The following is a 15,893-nucleotide window of genomic DNA, read 5'->3' as shown; positions in this document are numbered from 1 at the left end:
GGACAATTCAAGATGGGTGCTCTATTGATGAATGGAAAACGAATCGACGGTGACTCAGTCCAAAACTGGCCTATCCTCCGAAACTGTGAACCGCCAGTATCAGAGGAGCCACAGCCGCGTCGTCCAGAACTCCCGGACTGCGTCTCCGAGCGCCGGTCCCGGCTCGCCCGTCGCGTCGACGGCGGCGGTCCGGTCCGCGAGGTCGGTGAACCGACCGAGGACGGTCTCCTCGCCGAGGACGACCACGTCGGCGTCCGCGGACGGCAGCGCGCTCGCGTCCTCCGCCGCCCCGTCCGCGCCGCCGAGATGCGCTTCGAGCACCTCGCGGGCCCGGTCGAGGTGGTCGTCGACCTGCTGGTCGCGGCGCCGCTCGAACCGCGCCTGCGAGAAGCCGCCCTTCGAGTGCGTCCCCATCACGTCGGACTCGACGTCGTCGACGAGGGTGACGTCCGCGCCGTCGTAGGCGCCGAGCGCGAACAGGTCCGAGCGGACGAGCGCGACCCACACCGGATTCTCCGGGACGAACCACGCGCGGTCGAGGCGGAACCCCTCGCCCCACTCGGCGAAGGCCGCGGGCGCCGTCGGCGGATCGAGCGCGGCGGCGACGAGGCCCGCGTCGTCTACGCAGACCAGACAGGGCGTGGCTCGGCGGACGAGCGCCGCGCGCTCGCCGAGCGCCTCCGAAACGGGGTCGGGGACCGACTCGCGGACCATCGCCGTGAGCGCGCCCTCGGCGTCGGTCGCGAACGAGTCCAGCCGCGAGAGGATCTCGTCCCGTCGCGCGCCCCGGAGGTCCGCGGTCCCGCGGAACGACACGTCCGAGTCCTCGCCGGAGAGCCGTTCGACGCGCTCTTCGAGGCCCTCGATCCGGTCTTCGAGGCGGTTGATCTCGGTCTCGGCCTCCTGGCGCTTGCGGACCGCCTCCGAGCGGCGCTCCTCTTCGGCCTCGGCGCGGCGTTCGAGATGGCGCTTTTCCTCCTCCAGTTCCTCGATCCGGGCTTTGAGCTCCGCCCTGCCGAGCAACTCGTCGAGCATACTCCGAGGCGCGGCCGCGGGCTACTTATACTGTCGGACGCGTCGCGTTCGATCCGACGCGCCTCAAGCCACCGCCGCGTCGTCGCCGAACTGATAGCCGGAGTACTTGAGCAGTTCGGCGGCGCGCTCGCCCTTCGCGAGCAACACGTCGCGCTCGGCCGGGAGGTTCTCGTCGGTGACCGATTCGGGGACGGCGAGCGTCCCGGAGGGGACGTCCTCGTCGCCGAGGACGGGGATGTGTCCCGTATCGAGCTTCATCACGAGCGGCGCGTCGACGCGGAACAGGCCGTGGCCGCCGTAGAGACGCTCGTTCATCGCTTCGTGGTCCGCCCGCTGGATCGCGGGCACGTCCCTGTCGGACGGCTCGACGTACAGCCGTCCGAGGTAGTAGCTCGTGGAGAACGATCCGAACATCTGTGCGAGATGTTGTCACGCATACTGGGTGATAAGTCTTTTCGCAAACCTACAAATCGAAGCGCAAACAGCGCGGACCGTCCGGCGATCTCGCGGGCTATCGCTCGCCGTCGCCGCCGGCGGTCATCGCCCAGACGGCAACCAGCCCTAGGGCGGCCGCCGGGAGCAGCGGGAGGACGAGCAGCGAGGCGATGTACGGGACGCCGATCGCCGAGAGGACGCCCGGCCGGACGTAGATGATCCCGGGCACGACGAGCAGACAGACGACGAGAGTCGCGACGAGCGCCCAGCCGCGGGTGCCGAAGTCGTCCTTCTCGGCGCTGTCCGCGGCCGCCTCCCCGCCCGGCGCGTCGCTGTCGCCGTCGACGGCTCCCGGGTGATGGACGTATCCCTCGTCGTCAGAGCTCACTGTCCGGGATTACGACCACCTTGCCAAAGCCCTCACGGTTCTCGATCAGCTCGTGCGCCCGCGCGGACTCGCTCATCGGCAGCGTCGCGCGGATCCGCGGCTCGAACGTGCCGTCCCAGACGAGGCCGAGCACCTCCTCGACCTGCTCGGGCGTCGCCATCGTCGATCCGATGACCTCCAACTGATTCCAGAAGATCCGGTTCAGCGCCGCGTCCGGATCCGGCCCCGTGGTCGCCCCGCAGGTGACGAACCGGCCGCCCTTGCGGAGGCTCTGCAGCGAGCCCTCGTAGGTGGCTTCGCCGACGTGGTCGACGACGACGTCGACGCCGCGGCCCCCCGTGATCTCGTGGACTTCCTCGGCGAAGTCCGTCGCCTCGTAATCGATCAGATGGTCCGCGCCGCACTCGGCGGCGTACGCCAGTTTCTCCTCGGAGGAGGCGGTCGCGTACACCTCACAGCCGGCGTGGGCGGCGATCTGGACGGCGGCGTGGCCGACGCCGCCGGAGGCGCCGTGGACGAGGACGTGCTCGCCCGCCCGCACCTCGGCGCGGTGGATCAGCATTCGCCAGGCGGTCCCGAAGACGAGCGAGGCCGATCCCGCGACCTCCCAGGCGACGCCCTCGGGGACGGGAAGCAGGTTCGCCGCGGGGACGGCCGCGTACTCGGCGTGGACGCCGGGAGAGTGCTCGCCGATGATGCTGGAGTCCGGCGCGAGCGTCGGGTCGTCGCGTCGTGAGGCGATCGAGCCGGCCGTCGGGCCGTCGCCGCCCGTGACGCCCGCGGTGAGCGCGACGCGGTCGCCGGGCTCGAAGCGCGTCACGTCCTCTCCGACCGCCTCGACGACGCCGGCCATATCGCTGCCGGGGATGTGAGGGAACTCCAGATCGAAGCCCAGCCCCTTCCGGGTCCAGACGTCGAGGTGATTCAGCGCGGCGGCCTTCACGTCCACCAGGACGTCGTCGCGTCCGACCTCGGGGTCGGGCACTTCGGCGTACTCGATGACGTCGCGGTCGCCGTGTTCGGTGATGGTGACGGCCTTCATATCGACCCCTCGCCCGGCGCATACAAAAGTGGTTCCCGAGGGGCCTGACCGAGGTTCCGAAACCCGTTCCGTTGAAGTACCTCAACCGACAACGACTGCGACAACGAATGAGCGAGGACTTCTACGACTTGCTCGGCGTCTCCAGGGACGCGTCCGAGGACGAGATCAAGCAGGCCTACCGCAAGAAGGCCGCGGAGTATCACCCGGACGTCTCCGACGACCCCGACGCCGAGGAGAAGTTCAAGAAGATCAAGAAGGCCAAGGAGGTCCTCACCGACGACGAGAAGCGCCGGATGTACGACCAGCTCGGCCACGAGCGCTTCGAGCAGGCCGAAAAGCGCGGCGGCTTCGAGGGCGGCGCCGGCGGCCGCGGCGGTGGGCAGGGCCGCGGCAATCCATTCGGGGGAATGGGCGGCGGCGGACAGGGCAGCCCCTTCGAGGACATCTTCAATCAGTTCTTCGGCGGCGGGCAGGGCGGCGGCCAGCGCGGCAACCGTCCGCGACAGGGCCAGAACCTCCGCACGCAGGTCGCCCTCGACCTCGAAGAGGTCTACGAGGGCGTCGAAAAGCAGTTCACCGTCACCCGCCCCGAGCGCTGTTCGGAGTGCAACGGCCGCGGGCACCCCGCGGACGCCGACGTCAACACCTGTCCGGAGTGCAACGGCCGCGGCCAGACCACCACCGTCCGCGACACCCCGCTCGGTCGCGTCCAGCAGACCCAGACGTGCCCGCGGTGTGACGGCTCGGGCGAGAGCTACAGCGAGACCTGTTCGGCCTGCGGCGGCGACGGCATCACCCGCGAGGAGGCGACGCTGTCGGTCGACATCCCGCCGGGTATCCGCGACGGCCAGACGCTCCGGATGGAGGGCGAGGGCGCGCCCGGCGAGAACGGCGGCCCCAACGGCGACCTCCTGATCGACGTCTCGGTCCGGGACCACGACACCTTCGAGCGCGACGGGGACGATCTCTATCACCGCCTTCCCATCTCCTTCCCGAAGGCGGTCTTCGGCGCCACCGTCGAGGTCCCGACCGTCGACGGCGCCGCCGAACTGGAGATCCCCGCCGGCACCCAGAGCGGCGAGGAGTTCCGCGTGCGCGGCGAGGGGATGCCCCACCTCCGCGGCCGCGGCCACGGCGACCTCTACGTCCAGGTCCAGGTCGTCACGCCCGAGGACCTCAATCAGGAGCAGAAGGAGGCCCTCGAGGCGTTCGCCGAGGCCGGCGGCGAGGACATCGACGTGAGCGAGGGCTTCTTCGAGAAGATCAAGAACTCTTTCTAATCCACCTTTTTTGACCGGGGCCTCGCGCCGCCGCAGGCGGCGCTCAACCCCGGTCAAAAAACCTGGAGGAAAAAAGCCGCGAGACTCGCGACGCGAGTCTCGCGGTGCGACAGGGACGGCTTTCCGCACCGCCGCAACGGACCGCGATCGCTCCCGGGACAAACGATTTATCGACCGGTACCGCATCCGACGCCTATGCGCAACGCCCTCCACCTCGTCGACGTGTTCGCGCGGGAACGGTACGCTGGAAACCAATTGGCGGTCGTCGAAGACGCGGGCTCGCTCACCGACGCGGAGATGCAGGCGTTCGCGGCGGAGATCGGCTTCTCGGAGACGACGTTCGTCGGCGAGCGGTCCGACGGCGCCTGGCGGGTCAGGATCTTCATGCCCGAGGCGGAGCTCCCCTTCGCCGGCCACCCCACGCTCGGGACGGCCCACGTCGTCCGCGAACAGATCGCCGCGGGGCGACCCGACTCCGTGACGCTGGATCTCGACGTCGGCGAAATTCCCGTCGAGGTCCGCGAGCGCGACGGGCGCGAGACGCTGTGGATGTCCCAGTGGCCGCCGGAGTTCGGCGCCGAACTGTCTCACGAAACTCTGGCGGACGTGCTCTCCTTGGACCTCGCGGATCTCGACACCGACTGGCCGGTGCAGGTCGTCTCGACGGGCCTGCCGACGATCGTCGTGCCGCTGGAATCGCGGGCGGCGCTGACAGACATCGACGTCGACCGCGACGCCTACGACGCCGTGACCGGCGACCGCGACGCCAAGAACGTCCTGGCGTTCTGTCGGGACCCCCGCGACGACGACAGCGACCTCGCGGTCCGGGTGTTCGCGCCGTTCTACGGGGTGCCCGAGGATCCCGCGACCGGCTCTTCGAACGGGTGTCTCGCGGCCTACCTGGTCCGACACGGGGTGCTCGGCACCGACGAGATCGACGTCCGCGTCGAGCAGGGCTACGAGATGGGCCGACCCTCGATGCTGCACTTGCAGGCCCGCGCGACGGCCGACCGGATTCAGATCGAGGAGGGCGGCGCGGTGGTCCCGGTCGCGCGCGGCGATCTGGCCCCGGAGGGGTGACTGACCTGCGGGGCTCAGTCGCCGTCCTCGACGACGTACGAGCCGAAGTCCTCGACCGAGCCGACCGGCGGCGCGCCGAACGCCAGCCAGACGTGCGTCTCGTCGGTGTGGTTCAGTAGATTCCGGGCCGTGTCGGGGTGGACGCGCACGACCTCCCCTTCGGCGACGTCGTGAACCTCGCCCTCGATACCGACCTGCCCGTCGGTCATCGCGACGAACACCTCCTCTTGGCCCTCGTGGGTGTGCGGCGTGGTCACCTCTCCGGGCTCTACGATCACCTGATTCAGCCGGAGCTCCGTGGCGCCGAGTCGCTCTGTGAGCTTCCGGACCGACGTCTCGCAGGTGTCGAACTGCTCTTTCGGAACGCCCTCGGGATCGACGGCGCTGAAGCCCTCGCTCATAGTGGCTCCCAGACCGCTCGGCACCAAATATCTGGGTACGCGCCGACCGCTCGCCGGGACCCCCACTTTCAGGTGCCGCTCGACCGTAGTCACGGGCGATGTCGCACACGAAATCCCACTACACCGACGGCGACGAGAAGGCCCCCGGGATGTTCTTCCTCCGGGAGGAACTGGACTGCGAGAACCTCGGTTTCACCGTCGTCGAGGTCGACGCCGGCTGGGAGGGAATGGAGCACGACCACGAGGACCGCGGTCACGAGGAGGTGTACTACCTGGTCGACGGCGCCGCGAGCCTGGAGGTCGACGGCGACGCGGTCGATCTGGACCCGGGCGACGCCGTCCGCGTCGCGCCCGAGGCGGTCCGGACGCTGACGGCCGACGAGGACAGCACCCTCGTCGTCGCGGGCGCGCCCTGAGCCCGTAGGCGCTCGTGGACGGCCCGGGGCCGCGACAGGCGACGGCGTTTTTGCGTCGCCGCGCCGACCATCCGGTATGACCGCCCATCCGGACGGGAACGGGACCGACGACTTCCCGGCGCCGCCCTCGGACCCGGCGACGATCGGCGACCTGGTCGCCCGCGACCGGCGGACCTCGGGGACCGCGCTCCGCGCCGAGGGCCCCGGACGGACGTACAGCTACCGCGATTTCGTCACCACCTCGTACAAGTCCGGCAACGTCCTCCGCTACCTGGGGGTCCGCGCGGACGACGAGGTCCTCGTCGTTCCCGACGCCCTCCCGGAGCCCGTGCTCGCGTTCTACGGGGCGGCGCAGTTGGGCGCCGTGACCCGCTTTGCGGACGCGACCGACGGGACCGGCGATCCGCCGCGGGCCGTCCTCGCGCCGGTCGACCGCGAGGCCGACTTCGACCTCCCGCCGGGCCATCGCCTCGCCGTCCACGGCGGCCCGCCCGATGCGCCCGCGACGACCCACTGGGAGTCGGAGGTCTGGAGCGAGAACCCCGCGGTCCACCCCGCGAGCGTCGACTCGAGCGACCCCGTGCTCGTCGCCGACGGGCGGACGTACTCGCATCGGGACCTGCTCGCGGCGGCCGAGACCGTCGTCGCCGAGGCCGACCTCCGTCCCGGCACCGACGTCGTCGTCGACGGCCCGTTCGCGGACCCGCTCGTCGTCGCCTCGGGGCTCGTGGCCCCGATCCTCGCGGGCGCGACCGTCGTCCTTCCCGGGGAGGGAGACGACTCCGCGGACGCGGACGCGAGCGCGGTGACGACCGGAGAGCTCCGCGAGCACCTCGCCTCCTCGTCGAACGGGAACCACGACCGGGCTTAACTCCTCGGACGTCCAACACGTAGCTATGTTCCTCAGAGTGACCGCGCTCGCGTTCGGACTCGCAGAACTGCTCGCCCCGCGTCGGGTGGTCGACTTCTGGATGGCGCTTGCGACCGACGACGACGGCGAACTGCGCTCGTGGATTTACACCGCCGCGCGGATCGAAGGCGTCCTCCTCGTGCTGTGGGCGCTCACGCGGGGCCGATCGGGCGGATCGTAGCGGCCGCCGCGACCATCGCGCTACTCGCCCTCGGGAACCGCCGTCGGCGCCCGGTTCACTCGCGGTAATTGTCACAAGATATTTACCACGCGTTCTAATTAGATGTAATTACCAATGGACGCGCCACGGGGAGCGCCGACGCAGTACGACTACGTGTTGGGTGGAATGGGACTGAGTCTGGTCTGCGGCGGCGCGGTCGGCCTCGCGTCGGCGGTCCCGCTCGCGGTCGCCAGCAGCGTCGCGTCGGTCGTCGCGGCGGCGATGTTGCTCGTCGGCACGGTCGGCCAGTTCTGATCGGCCGCCGGGGTCGATTCCGCCGAGCCGATCCGACATTCGGACCGAATCCGGAGACTCTTGTTCCGGGCGTTCCTCGTGCGCGTATGAGCCTCGAAGTCGCCGTCGCGGTCCCGTTCAAGCAGCAGGGGACGACGCGGCTCGGGGAGGGCGAGTTCGTCGTCGCGCTCGCGCTCGACCGGAGTTGGTTCTCGCCCGACCAGGCGAAGCGACTCATCGACGTCGGCGCGGGCCGCGGCCTGCTCGCCCGCGAGGACGGCGACGTGGTCGCGCAGTTCGATCCCGCGTCGGTCTCGGTACCCGAGGAGTTCGAGCCCGACGAGTCGATCCTCCGCGAGCAGTCGACCTTCGAGCGGATCCTCGATGCGCTCGTCGCCGACGGCCACGACAAACAGGAGGCGGTCGCCGCAATCAACGAGACCCAGCGGCGGCTCGGCATCGCCGTCGAGGCGGCCGCGGCGCTATACGCCCGCCGCCGCGGCGTCGACGTCGGCGACGCGGCGCGGGCGGCGCGCGACGAACTCCGGGAGTGACAACAACGCTGTGTGGCCGCGACGGCGAACGGAGCCCTCTTTTCGCCCCGCGGGCAAGGCCACCTATGGTCGAGGACCGACTGACCGACGGGCGCCGCATCGCGCAGTTCCTCGCGAGCGAGGTGACGGGCCACGACGACTTCGACGCGCTCGCGGTCACCGACGCCGACCCCGACGTGGAGCCGACTCCGGACGGAGCGTTCGCCTACGCGATCGAGCCCGCTCGCGGCGACGGCGACCGCGTCGCGTCGGTGTTCGTCCAACCGGATCGGGTCCGCATCGAGTTCGCGCGCGCGGTCGAGGCCGCCGCAGACGCCGCGGACGAGGCGGGGCTCCGCGTGCGCCCGAAGGCCGTCCGCCCGCCGAAGACGCTCGTCTTCGTCGAGGACGGCGCACAAGTGAAGCGGACGCTCCCGGTGTGGCGGGCCGTCGTCTCGGAGATGACGGAAGCGCGCGCGAGCGACGAGTAGCGCAGAAGGGCGAACTCAGAGGCCGTCGAGGACCTCGGGAAGCCGCGTCACCAGGTCCTCGCGCGGGAGGTGGACCGCGGCGCGCGGCGAGGGCTCGGGGCCGCCCTCGTAGAGGACCTGGATCGGCACGAGGCCGGCCTCGGCGGCACCGGCGATATCGGCGTCGACGTCGTCGCCGACGTAGGCGGTCTCTCCGGGATCGGTCCCGAGCGCGTCGAGCAGCGCCTCGAAGGCGGCCGGATCGGGCTTGCCGGCGTCGAGTTCGCCGGTGACGAGCGCGGTATCGAACATATCGTTCCACCCGAGCGTCGCCAGCTTGTCGCGCTGGGCGAGTCGGGGGCCGTTCGTGAGCAGGCCGACGCGGTACTCCGATCGGAGCCGCGTCAGGAACGGTTCGATCTCCGGGACGGGGACGAGCGCGTCGGCGATCTCTTCGCGGTACGCCGTCGCGACGCGCTCGGGGTCGACGTCGGTGTCGTGGTCGGCGAGCAGATCGGCGAAGATGGGCGTGCGTGTCTCGCGGGTGAGGTTCCGGCGGTGCGCTTCTAAGTAGGCCTCGCGGGAGAGCGGCGGCGCGTCGGCCGTCTCGGCGGCGTCCCCGAGGATCGTCGCGCGGTCCCGGGTGGGGACCGCGAGCGTCTCGTCGAGGTCGAACCCGACCGCGGTGACTGTCACGGGCGGGCGTACGTCGTCGCGACGTATGACTGTTCCCACTCGGGACCCGCCGCGCTCGGGTCGCTACGCGCCGACGACGCGGGCTTTTTCTCGCCGCGCGTCCAGTGGTGAGACGTGACGCTCGATCCCGTCCACGTCGACAGCATCGCGGACCTCGCCGCCTACCTCGCGCGCCAGGTGGACGACTCGGACCACGTCGACGTCGCGGCGCGGATCTGGTCGGAGTTCCTGGACCCGCTGTACGGCCCCGACGGGCGCGTCGTGATCGAGCCGGTCGACGAGCGACGCCTCCGCGCGGCCGACGCCGAGGACGCCGCGCTCGCGCCCGCGCCGTTCGAGACGACCCACGGGCTCGACTCCGGGACGATCAACCCCACGACGTTCAAGAACGGCCTGGTCGTCGACGTCGCCCAGGCGGCGATGGCGGCCGTCCCCTCGGACCTGGACCTCCACCGCCACCGGAGCATCGTGGCCGCGACGCACGTCAACGACGGGACCGTGCCGCTTGATGAGCCCTGGCGGAAGCTCGACGAGGGCTACTGCCGGTGGCGCGTGATGAATGTCCCGCGCGTGAACCGCTACGCCGAGGGCATCGTCCACGCGCTCGCGCTCTACCTCGCCGAGAGCGCCCACGCGCTCGAACACGCCGAGTCGGTCTCGGATCTGCTGATCCTCGACGGCCCGCTGTATCCGGTCGAACTGCTGAACTGGCGCGACCGCGACGCCGAACTCCGCGAGCTCGCCGAGGAGCTCAAGCCCCGCTCGGTCGTCGAGAACTACGTCCGGCTCGTGGAGTCGTTCGTCGAGCGCGAGGTGCCGCTCTGCGGCTTCGTGAAGAACCCCGCCTCGAAGCGGATCGTCGGCACGCTCCGCGACCGCGACGACGGGATCGACATCCCGTGGACCGACGACGCCGCGTTCTTCACCCGGCTGTTGGAGCGCCGGCGGGAGGCGCCGGACGCGTCGGGCCCCGCGGACGCTGCCAATCACGGTCGCGAGGGCCGCCGCACCGACGAGGTGACGTTCACGAACTGGTTCGTCTCCCGGGGCGGCGTCGACGCCGCGGTCGCGGCCGACGGCGACGCCTACGGGGTCGAGCGGCGGCTCGATCCCGAGCTGTACGAGACGTGCTTCTTCGCGATCTACGAGCCGCAGACCGACGTGCTCTACCGCGTCGAGACGCCGCGCGCGTTCGCGAGCGACCCGGAGGTCAGGGAGGCGCTGACCCGGCAGTTCGTCGGCGAGGTCGCGGCCCGGCGGGGGCCGCCCGAGGCGGTCGCGAAGGCGGACGAGCTCGCGCGGATCGGCGCCGGCGAGAAGTCGTCGCTCCGGCGGAAGTTCGAGGACGCGCTCGACAGCGACGAGGTCAAGCGGTACGACGAACTGCGGTGGGGGGACTTCGAGTGATCGCGCGAGCGGGTCGGGAGATCAGGAGTGTTCGGCGCCCGGCTCTTCTTTCAGGACCTCGACGTCGACCTCGGCCTCGGGGACGCCCACGCGGGCGAACTGGGTCCGGACGTGTTCCTTGGCCGCATCGAGCGCGCGCTCGCGGGTCTCGAAGCCGCGCGGCATCGGCGACTCGAAGGCGACGTGTTTCGTCTCCCCGTCGATCACCGTCTCGGAGCCGCCGCTTTCGACCTCGTAGAAGGCGTCGCAGACCCAGACGTAGGGGGCGTCCTCGTCGGGCGCGCCCTTGTAGGAGGGCGCGCGCTCGCCGCGCTCGAAGATCGTCCCCGTGAGGGTCGTCCCGCCGCCGTGGCCGCGCACGAGAAGCATACCTCGGGTAGGGCCCCGGCGGGCAAAAGCGGCCCGGCGTGGCGACTCGCCGCGCGCGTCCGGTCGCTGGCGGCCCGGAGAGCAGTCATTATTAGTCGCTGCCGACGCAGGGAGAAGACGAGATGGATCTCGGGGACTTCGAGCCTGGCGCGGACGACCGACCGACCGACGACGAGGGTGACACCGGCGGCGAACCGAGCCGCGACGACGAGGCGAACCGCGGGAGCGACGCGGCCGCCGGCGGCGATCGAGTCGAGGCCGGCGACGGAGGGGCTCCACGCGACGACGACTCGCCCGAGGAGGTCGCCTTCGAGTCGTACGACGCGTCGCCGGCGGGTCGCGACCGCGGGCTCGGCGCGATCTCGGTCTCTCAGGGCCTCCGGGTCGCCGAGGACGGCGACGAGACCTCCCTGCGCGCGTACGTCACCACCGACAACCGCGACGCCGTCCGGCTCGGGAAGTACCTGCTCGTCCCCTACCCGGACGACGAGCTGCTGTTCGCGAAGATCACCGCCCTGGAGTACGCCCAGGAGTTCCAGACCGACGACGCCACCGAGATCCACGCCCGGCGCGCGATGCGCCGCGACTGGTTTGAGGAACGCGACTACAAGTTCGTCGCGTCGCTCGATCCGCTGGCGGTCCTCTTCGAGGACGGGGGAGGCGACGAGCGGACGCTGAAGCGCCGGATGGTCGACCGCGTGCCCAAGCCCGGCGCCGTCGTCACCGAGGCCACCGATCCCGACCAGATCAAGACCGGCCTGAAGATCCCCTCGGCGGGCATCTTCCTCGGGCACCTCTCTGTCGGCGGCGAGAAGGTCCGGACCGCGGCCGAGCCGCCGACGATCGACTATCGGCTCCACGACGATTACGGCGACGGCGACCCGCTCGTCTTCCGGCACACCCTCGTCGCGGGCGGCACCGGGTCGGGCAAGACCCACGCGACGAAGAACGTCCTCCGGCAGCTCCTCGACGAGGAGCGGACCTACGAGATGGACGACGGCCGCTCGGCCCGCCTCGCGGTCGTACAGTTCGACCCGCAGGACGAGTACGCCCAGATGCACGACGACAACCCCGTGATGGACGCGGAGACGAAACGGCGCTACGAGCGCGAGGGGATCGTCCACGGCGGCCACGACGACACGGTCGCGCTGGTGCCGAAGGAAGACGGCGTGCCCTACGGCGGCGACAACCACCGCGCCGAGCAGCTGGAGTTCACGATCCCCTTTTCGATGGCGCGCGACCGGCCCTGGCTCGTCGCCGGCAGCAGTTTGAACGAGAATCAGTACGCCGCGCTCCGTCAGCTGCTGTCGCGCTTCTTCGGTGAGTACGGCGACGGCGGGACCTACGCGGAGTTCAAGACGTTCCTCGACGACCCCGCGCTCAAAGAGCAGCTCGACGAGTCGGGGCGCGTCCACGAGTCGACGTTCGACGCGGTCAAGCGCCGGGTCCACGGCGTGCCGAACGACGTCTTCGACCAGTCCGCGCGGCCGATCACGGAGCTGGACCACCAGCTCGTCCGCCCCGGCGGGCTGACGGTGATCCCGACCTACCACCTCTCGACCAGCCGCGCGAAGGAGCTGTTCGTGCTCGCGGTGTCGAGTATGCTCATCGACGACAAGCTCTCGAACGCGCCCGACTCGACGCGGATCAAGGAGACGCCGCTCCTCCTGGGGATGGACGAGGCCCACAACTTCCTGGCCGACGCCGACACGGTCCAGGCGCGGAAGGTCATCTCGAAGTTCACCGAGGCCGCGAAGCAGGGCCGCAAGGAGCGCCTCGGGCTCTTCCTCGTCACCCAGGACCCCCAGGACGTCGCCGAGTCGGTGTTCAAGCAGATCAACACCCGGCTCGTCCTCAACCTCGGCGACGAGGACGCGATAAAGAGCGTGAACATCCCGCCCGCCCTGGAGGACAAGGTGCCGTATATGGAGAAGGGCCAGGCGGTCGTCTACTCGCCGGACAACTCCGAGCCGGTCGAACTGAAGGGGCTGCCGGTCTGTCTCACGCGCCACGGCGACTGAGTCGCCCGACGGCTCCGGGCCCCGGTCGCGGTACGCTCGGTTGCTGTTTTTTATACGTCGACGGTGTAGGCGGGCGTATGCCGAGGCACGTACTCGTCCCGCTCGACGGCTCCCCCCAGGCGCTCCATACCGTCCGGTTCGTCGCCGACGAGTGGCCGGACGCCCGCGTGACGCTCCTCCACGTGATCGACCCCGTACAGGCGGGCTACCGCGCCGGCGTCCTGCCGACCGGCTCGGAGGACTGGTATCAGGAGGCGAAGGCCGACGCCGAGGAGATCCTCGCGGAGGGACGGGATCTGTTGGCTAGCGAGCGCGAGTCCGACGGCGCCGCCGTCGCCGTCGAGACCGTCACCGAGGTCGGGCGCCCGGCGGCGACGATCGTCGAACAGGCCCGCGACCGGGACGCAGACCACGTCGCCGTCGGCAGTCACGGCCGGCGCGGCGTCTCCCGGCTCCTGCTCGGCAGCGTCGCCGAACACGTCGCGCGGCGGTCGCCCGTGCCCGTGACGATCGTCAGATAGGAAACGAGAAACGAGAAACGAGGATCCCGCGACCCGGCCGCCCTGCACCGCTACGGTCTCGGCCTCACTGGAAGCCGATGCGGCCGTCGCGCCGCTCGCCGAGCCGCTCGCTGCTGCCGCCCTTGAACTGCTCTTGCATCTCCTCGTAGTACTCCATCAGGTCGTCGGTGATCGTCGGCCGGACGGACTCCATCGCCTTGCGGAAGTGCCGCATCTCGATCTCCTCGGCGTCGCCGTCCTCCCTGAGCGCCTCGATGGCGGCCTCGCGGCCGATCGTCTCCAGGTCGGAGCCGACGTAGCCGTCGGTGATCTCGGCGATCTCGCGCAGGCTCACGTCGGGCGCGAGCGGCGAGTCGCGGGTGTGGATCTTGAGGATCTGCTCGCGGCCCTCCTCGTCGGGCTGGCCGATCAGCACGAGGCGGTCGAACCGCCCCGACCGGATCAGCGCCGGGTCGATCATGTCCGGGCGGTTGGTCGCGCCGATGACCATCACGTTGCCGTTCTCCTCTAGGCCGTCGAGCTCGGTCAGGAGCTGATTGACGACCCGCTCGGAGACGTTGTTGCCGGTGTCGCCGCCGCGGCTGGGCGCGAGGCTGTCGAGCTCGTCGAAGAAGATGATCGTCGGGCTGACCTGGCGGGCCTTCCGGAACGTTTGCCGGATGGCCTTTTCGGACTCGCCGACCCACTTCGAGAGGAGCTGCGGGCCCCTGACCGAGATGAAGTTCGCGTTCGTCTCGTTGGCGACGGCCTTCGCGATCAGGGTCTTGCCCGTCCCCGGCGGCCCGTACAGCAGCACGCCCTTCGGCGGGTCGATCCCCATCCGCTCGAATCTGTCCTCGGAGGTGAGGGGCCACTCGACGCTCTCTTTCACCGTCTGCTTGGGGTCTTCGAGCCCGCCGACGTCGTCCCAGGACACCTTCGGCAGTTCGACGAGCACCTCCCGCATCGCCGACGGCTCCACGTCCGCGAGAGCGCCCTGGAAGTCCTCCCGTTTGACGATCATCCGGTCGATGAGGCTCGGCGGGATGTCCTCCTCGTCGAGGTCGATCTCGGGGAGGTATCTGCGGAGGGCCTTCATCGCGGCCTCCTTCGTCAGCGACTCGATGTCGGCGCCGACGAAGCCGTGGGTCTCGTCCGCGAGGTGGTCGAGGGAGACGTCGTCAGACAGCGGCATCCCGCGGGTGTGGATCTGGAGGATCTCCTTCCGTCCGGTCTCGTCCGGCACGCCGATCTCGATCTCGCGGTCGAAGCGGCCGGGGCGACGGAGCGCGGGGTCGACGCTGTCGACGCGGTTCGTCGCCGCGATGACGATGACCTGGCCCCGCGTTTCGAGGCCGTCCATCATCGTCAGCAGCTGGGCGACGACGCGGCGCTCGACCTCGCCGGTGACGTCCTCGCGCTTTGGCGCGATCGAGTCGAGCTCGTCGATGAAGATGATAGAGGGCGACTCCTCGGTCGCGTCCTCGAAGATCTCGCGCAACTGCTGTTCGGACTCGCCGTAGTACTTCGAGATGATCTCGGGGCCCGCGATCGAGAAGAAGCTCGCGGAGGTCTCGTTGGCGACGGCCTTCGCCAAGAGAGTCTTGCCCGTCCCCGGCGGGCCGTGCAGCAGCACGCCCTGCGGCGGCTCGATGCCGAGCTTCTTGAAGATCTGCGGGTGCTTCATCGGCAGTTCGACCATCTCCCGCACGCGCTGGATCTCGCTCTGGAGGCCGCCGATGTCCTCGTAGGTGATCCCGCCGCCGGTCTTCTCGAAGCCCGAGATGGGCTCCTCGCGGAGTTCGACCTCGGTGTCTTCTGTCACCAGACAGACGCCGTCGGGCTCGGTCTCGACGGCGATGAGCGGGATCGCCTGGCCGGGCGAGCGCATAAATGGATGGTTCGTCGAGGACATCACGGGCACGATGTCGCGCTCGACGACCGGCCGCTTGAGGATCTGGCGCTTGACCATCCCGGCCGCGTCGGAGCCGAACTGGACGCTCGCCTCCTCGGGCGGCGCGAGCACGAGCTTCTCGGCTTTGGTCTCTTCGGCCTTCCGGATCGTCACCCGCTCGCCGATGCTGACGTCGGCGTTCTGCCGCGTGAATCCGTCGATGCGGACCGTGTCGGTGTTCCAGTCCTGCCGGTCCGCGCGCCACACCTTCGCCGCCGTCGTCTCGGCACCCTCGATTTCGATGATATCTCCCGGCGAGAGCTTCAGATGCAGCAACGTGTCCGGGTCCAGACGGGCGATACCGCGCCCCGAGTCGTTCGGGTACGCCTTCGCCACTTCGAGTTGAACTTCGTTCATGATTGGGTCGCGGGGATACGTCCCGCCAGTCGGTCACGACCGGAGTTAAATTCTTCCCTGCGTCCGCTTGCGGGGCGGTCCCGCCCCGGTGTGACACTCTGTAGCATCCTTGTCCTCGGGGATACAAATCCTTACCGACCGCGGC

Annotated in this window: 19 protein-coding genes; 11 read left to right on the top strand and 8 right to left on the bottom strand. The window is 70.0% G+C overall.

Features of this window, described 5'->3' with window-relative positions:
- Window positions 1–99: 99 nt before the first annotated feature.
- The 4 genes from ACQUQ0_RS08960 to ACQUQ0_RS08945 form a co-directional block, all read right to left on the bottom strand.
- Window positions 100–1,035 carry a Vms1/Ankzf1 family peptidyl-tRNA hydrolase gene (locus tag ACQUQ0_RS08960; protein WP_435184648.1) on the bottom strand — a complete coding sequence of 312 codons (936 nt, stop codon included), beginning with the start codon at window positions 1,033–1,035 and terminating at the stop codon, window positions 100–102.
- A 63-nt stretch (window positions 1,036–1,098) separates the two neighbouring features.
- Window positions 1,099–1,449 carry a DUF5802 family protein gene (locus ACQUQ0_RS08955; protein ID WP_435184647.1) on the bottom strand — a complete coding sequence of 117 codons (351 nt, stop codon included), beginning with the start codon at window positions 1,447–1,449 and terminating at the stop codon, window positions 1,099–1,101.
- Between the two features lie 97 nt (window positions 1,450–1,546).
- A complete protein-coding gene (locus ACQUQ0_RS08950; protein WP_435184645.1) occupies window positions 1,547–1,858 on the bottom strand; it encodes a hypothetical protein in 312 nt (103 codons plus the stop codon).
- Window positions 1,848–2,900 carry a zinc-binding dehydrogenase gene (locus tag ACQUQ0_RS08945; protein ID WP_435184644.1) on the bottom strand — a complete coding sequence of 351 codons (1,053 nt, stop codon included), beginning with the start codon at window positions 2,898–2,900 and terminating at the stop codon, window positions 1,848–1,850. Before ACQUQ0_RS08945 ends, ACQUQ0_RS08950 begins: the two co-directional genes overlap by 11 nt.
- Window positions 2,901–3,007: 107 nt before the next feature.
- On the opposite strand from ACQUQ0_RS08945, the gene dnaJ reads away from it, so the two are divergent.
- Both dnaJ and ACQUQ0_RS08935 read left to right on the top strand, forming a co-directional pair.
- Entirely contained in the window at window positions 3,008–4,180 is a 1,173-nt protein-coding gene (gene dnaJ, locus ACQUQ0_RS08940) for a molecular chaperone DnaJ (protein ID WP_435184643.1), read from the top strand.
- 195 nt (window positions 4,181–4,375) lie between these two features.
- Entirely contained in the window at window positions 4,376–5,260 is an 885-nt protein-coding gene (locus ACQUQ0_RS08935; RefSeq protein ID WP_435184642.1) for a PhzF family phenazine biosynthesis protein, read from the top strand.
- Window positions 5,261–5,274: 14 nt separating this feature from the next.
- Here ACQUQ0_RS08935 and ACQUQ0_RS08930 read toward each other — a convergent pair whose 3' ends face one another.
- Window positions 5,275–5,661, bottom strand: coding sequence for a cupin domain-containing protein (locus ACQUQ0_RS08930; RefSeq protein ID WP_435184641.1), 387 nt, complete (start codon window positions 5,659–5,661; stop codon window positions 5,275–5,277).
- A gap of 98 nt (window positions 5,662–5,759) precedes the next feature.
- Between ACQUQ0_RS08930 and ACQUQ0_RS08925 the strand changes: the two genes are divergently transcribed.
- The 6 genes from ACQUQ0_RS08925 to ACQUQ0_RS08900 all read left to right on the top strand — a co-directional run bounded on the left by ACQUQ0_RS08925 (window position 5,760) and on the right by ACQUQ0_RS08900 (window position 8,465).
- Window positions 5,760–6,077 carry a cupin domain-containing protein gene (locus ACQUQ0_RS08925; protein WP_435184640.1) on the top strand — a complete coding sequence of 106 codons (318 nt, stop codon included), beginning with the start codon at window positions 5,760–5,762 and terminating at the stop codon, window positions 6,075–6,077.
- 76 nt (window positions 6,078–6,153) lie between these two features.
- Complete coding sequence (locus tag ACQUQ0_RS08920) at window positions 6,154–6,948, top strand: acetyl-CoA synthetase (RefSeq protein WP_435184639.1); 795 nt, start codon at window positions 6,154–6,156, stop codon at window positions 6,946–6,948.
- A 25-nt stretch (window positions 6,949–6,973) separates the two neighbouring features.
- Window positions 6,974–7,168 (top strand): hypothetical protein, encoded by a 195-nt coding sequence (locus tag ACQUQ0_RS08915; RefSeq protein ID WP_435184638.1) that lies wholly within the window; start codon window positions 6,974–6,976, stop codon window positions 7,166–7,168.
- Window positions 7,169–7,282: 114 nt separating this feature from the next.
- A complete protein-coding gene (locus ACQUQ0_RS08910) occupies window positions 7,283–7,462 on the top strand; it encodes a hypothetical protein (protein WP_435184637.1) in 180 nt (59 codons plus the stop codon).
- An 86-nt stretch (window positions 7,463–7,548) separates the two neighbouring features.
- Entirely contained in the window at window positions 7,549–7,995 is a 447-nt protein-coding gene (locus tag ACQUQ0_RS08905) for a DUF2240 family protein (protein ID WP_372390437.1), read from the top strand.
- Window positions 7,996–8,060: 65 nt separating this feature from the next.
- Window positions 8,061–8,465, top strand: coding sequence for a hypothetical protein (locus tag ACQUQ0_RS08900; RefSeq protein WP_435184636.1), 405 nt, complete (start codon window positions 8,061–8,063; stop codon window positions 8,463–8,465).
- Window positions 8,466–8,480: 15 nt separating this feature from the next.
- Here ACQUQ0_RS08900 and ACQUQ0_RS08895 read toward each other — a convergent pair whose 3' ends face one another.
- The gene (locus ACQUQ0_RS08895; RefSeq protein WP_435184635.1) at window positions 8,481–9,140 is read right to left on the bottom strand and encodes an HAD family hydrolase; all 660 of its coding nucleotides are present in this window, start codon (window positions 9,138–9,140) and stop codon (window positions 8,481–8,483) included.
- 114 nt (window positions 9,141–9,254) lie between these two features.
- On the opposite strand from ACQUQ0_RS08895, the gene ACQUQ0_RS08890 reads away from it, so the two are divergent.
- Window positions 9,255–10,547, top strand: a complete 1,293-nt coding sequence (locus tag ACQUQ0_RS08890; RefSeq protein WP_435184634.1) for a DNA double-strand break repair nuclease NurA — start codon at window positions 9,255–9,257, stop codon at window positions 10,545–10,547.
- Between the two features lie 21 nt (window positions 10,548–10,568).
- On the opposite strand, the gene ACQUQ0_RS08885 is transcribed toward ACQUQ0_RS08890, so the two are convergent.
- A complete protein-coding gene (locus tag ACQUQ0_RS08885) occupies window positions 10,569–10,916 on the bottom strand; it encodes a DUF7113 family protein (RefSeq protein WP_435184633.1) in 348 nt (115 codons plus the stop codon).
- Between the two features lie 122 nt (window positions 10,917–11,038).
- On the opposite strand from ACQUQ0_RS08885, the gene ACQUQ0_RS08880 reads away from it, so the two are divergent.
- Window positions 11,039–12,937, top strand: a complete 1,899-nt coding sequence (locus tag ACQUQ0_RS08880; protein ID WP_435184632.1) for an ATP-binding protein — start codon at window positions 11,039–11,041, stop codon at window positions 12,935–12,937.
- Window positions 12,938–13,014: 77 nt separating this feature from the next.
- Window positions 13,015–13,458, top strand: coding sequence for a universal stress protein (locus ACQUQ0_RS08875; protein ID WP_435184631.1), 444 nt, complete (start codon window positions 13,015–13,017; stop codon window positions 13,456–13,458).
- Between the two features lie 64 nt (window positions 13,459–13,522).
- Here ACQUQ0_RS08875 and ACQUQ0_RS08870 read toward each other — a convergent pair whose 3' ends face one another.
- Window positions 13,523–15,748 carry a CDC48 family AAA ATPase gene (locus tag ACQUQ0_RS08870; protein ID WP_372390423.1) on the bottom strand — a complete coding sequence of 742 codons (2,226 nt, stop codon included), beginning with the start codon at window positions 15,746–15,748 and terminating at the stop codon, window positions 13,523–13,525.
- Window positions 15,749–15,893 lie beyond the last annotated feature (145 nt).

This window comes from Halobellus sp. EA9 (assembly GCF_051195055.1).
Lineage (GTDB): Archaea > Halobacteriota > Halobacteria > Halobacteriales > Haloferacaceae > Haloquadratum > Haloquadratum rubicundus.
Note: the sequence above shows the minus strand (reverse complement) of the source record. Positions and strands in the feature narration are given on the sequence as shown.

Bases quoted from the DNA above. Each gene is read 5' to 3' on its own strand.
- ACQUQ0_RS08930 (WP_435184641.1), bottom strand. From the start codon at position 5,661: ATGAGCGAGGGCTTCAGCGCCGTCGATCCCGAGGGCGTTCCGAAAGAG.
- ACQUQ0_RS08900 (WP_435184636.1), top strand. From the start codon at position 8,061: ATGGTCGAGGACCGACTGACCGACGGGCGCCGCATCGCGCAGTTCCTC.
- ACQUQ0_RS08910 (WP_435184637.1), top strand. From the start codon at position 7,283: ATGGACGCGCCACGGGGAGCGCCGACGCAGTACGACTACGTGTTGGGT.
- ACQUQ0_RS08905 (WP_372390437.1), top strand. From the start codon at position 7,549: ATGAGCCTCGAAGTCGCCGTCGCGGTCCCGTTCAAGCAGCAGGGGACG.
- ACQUQ0_RS08915 (WP_435184638.1), top strand. From the start codon at position 6,974: ATGTTCCTCAGAGTGACCGCGCTCGCGTTCGGACTCGCAGAACTGCTC.
- ACQUQ0_RS08960 (WP_435184648.1), bottom strand. From the start codon at position 1,035: ATGCTCGACGAGTTGCTCGGCAGGGCGGAGCTCAAAGCCCGGATCGAG.
- ACQUQ0_RS08955 (WP_435184647.1), bottom strand. From the start codon at position 1,449: ATGTTCGGATCGTTCTCCACGAGCTACTACCTCGGACGGCTGTACGTC.
- ACQUQ0_RS08870 (WP_372390423.1), bottom strand. From the start codon at position 15,748: ATGAACGAAGTTCAACTCGAAGTGGCGAAGGCGTACCCGAACGACTCG.
- ACQUQ0_RS08925 (WP_435184640.1), top strand. From the start codon at position 5,760: ATGTCGCACACGAAATCCCACTACACCGACGGCGACGAGAAGGCCCCC.
- ACQUQ0_RS08920 (WP_435184639.1), top strand. From the start codon at position 6,154: ATGACCGCCCATCCGGACGGGAACGGGACCGACGACTTCCCGGCGCCG.
- ACQUQ0_RS08935 (WP_435184642.1), top strand. From the start codon at position 4,376: ATGCGCAACGCCCTCCACCTCGTCGACGTGTTCGCGCGGGAACGGTAC.
- ACQUQ0_RS08880 (WP_435184632.1), top strand. From the start codon at position 11,039: ATGGATCTCGGGGACTTCGAGCCTGGCGCGGACGACCGACCGACCGAC.
- dnaJ (WP_435184643.1), top strand. From the start codon at position 3,008: ATGAGCGAGGACTTCTACGACTTGCTCGGCGTCTCCAGGGACGCGTCC.
- ACQUQ0_RS08875 (WP_435184631.1), top strand. From the start codon at position 13,015: ATGCCGAGGCACGTACTCGTCCCGCTCGACGGCTCCCCCCAGGCGCTC.
- ACQUQ0_RS08945 (WP_435184644.1), bottom strand. From the start codon at position 2,900: ATGAAGGCCGTCACCATCACCGAACACGGCGACCGCGACGTCATCGAG.
- ACQUQ0_RS08885 (WP_435184633.1), bottom strand. From the start codon at position 10,916: ATGCTTCTCGTGCGCGGCCACGGCGGCGGGACGACCCTCACGGGGACG.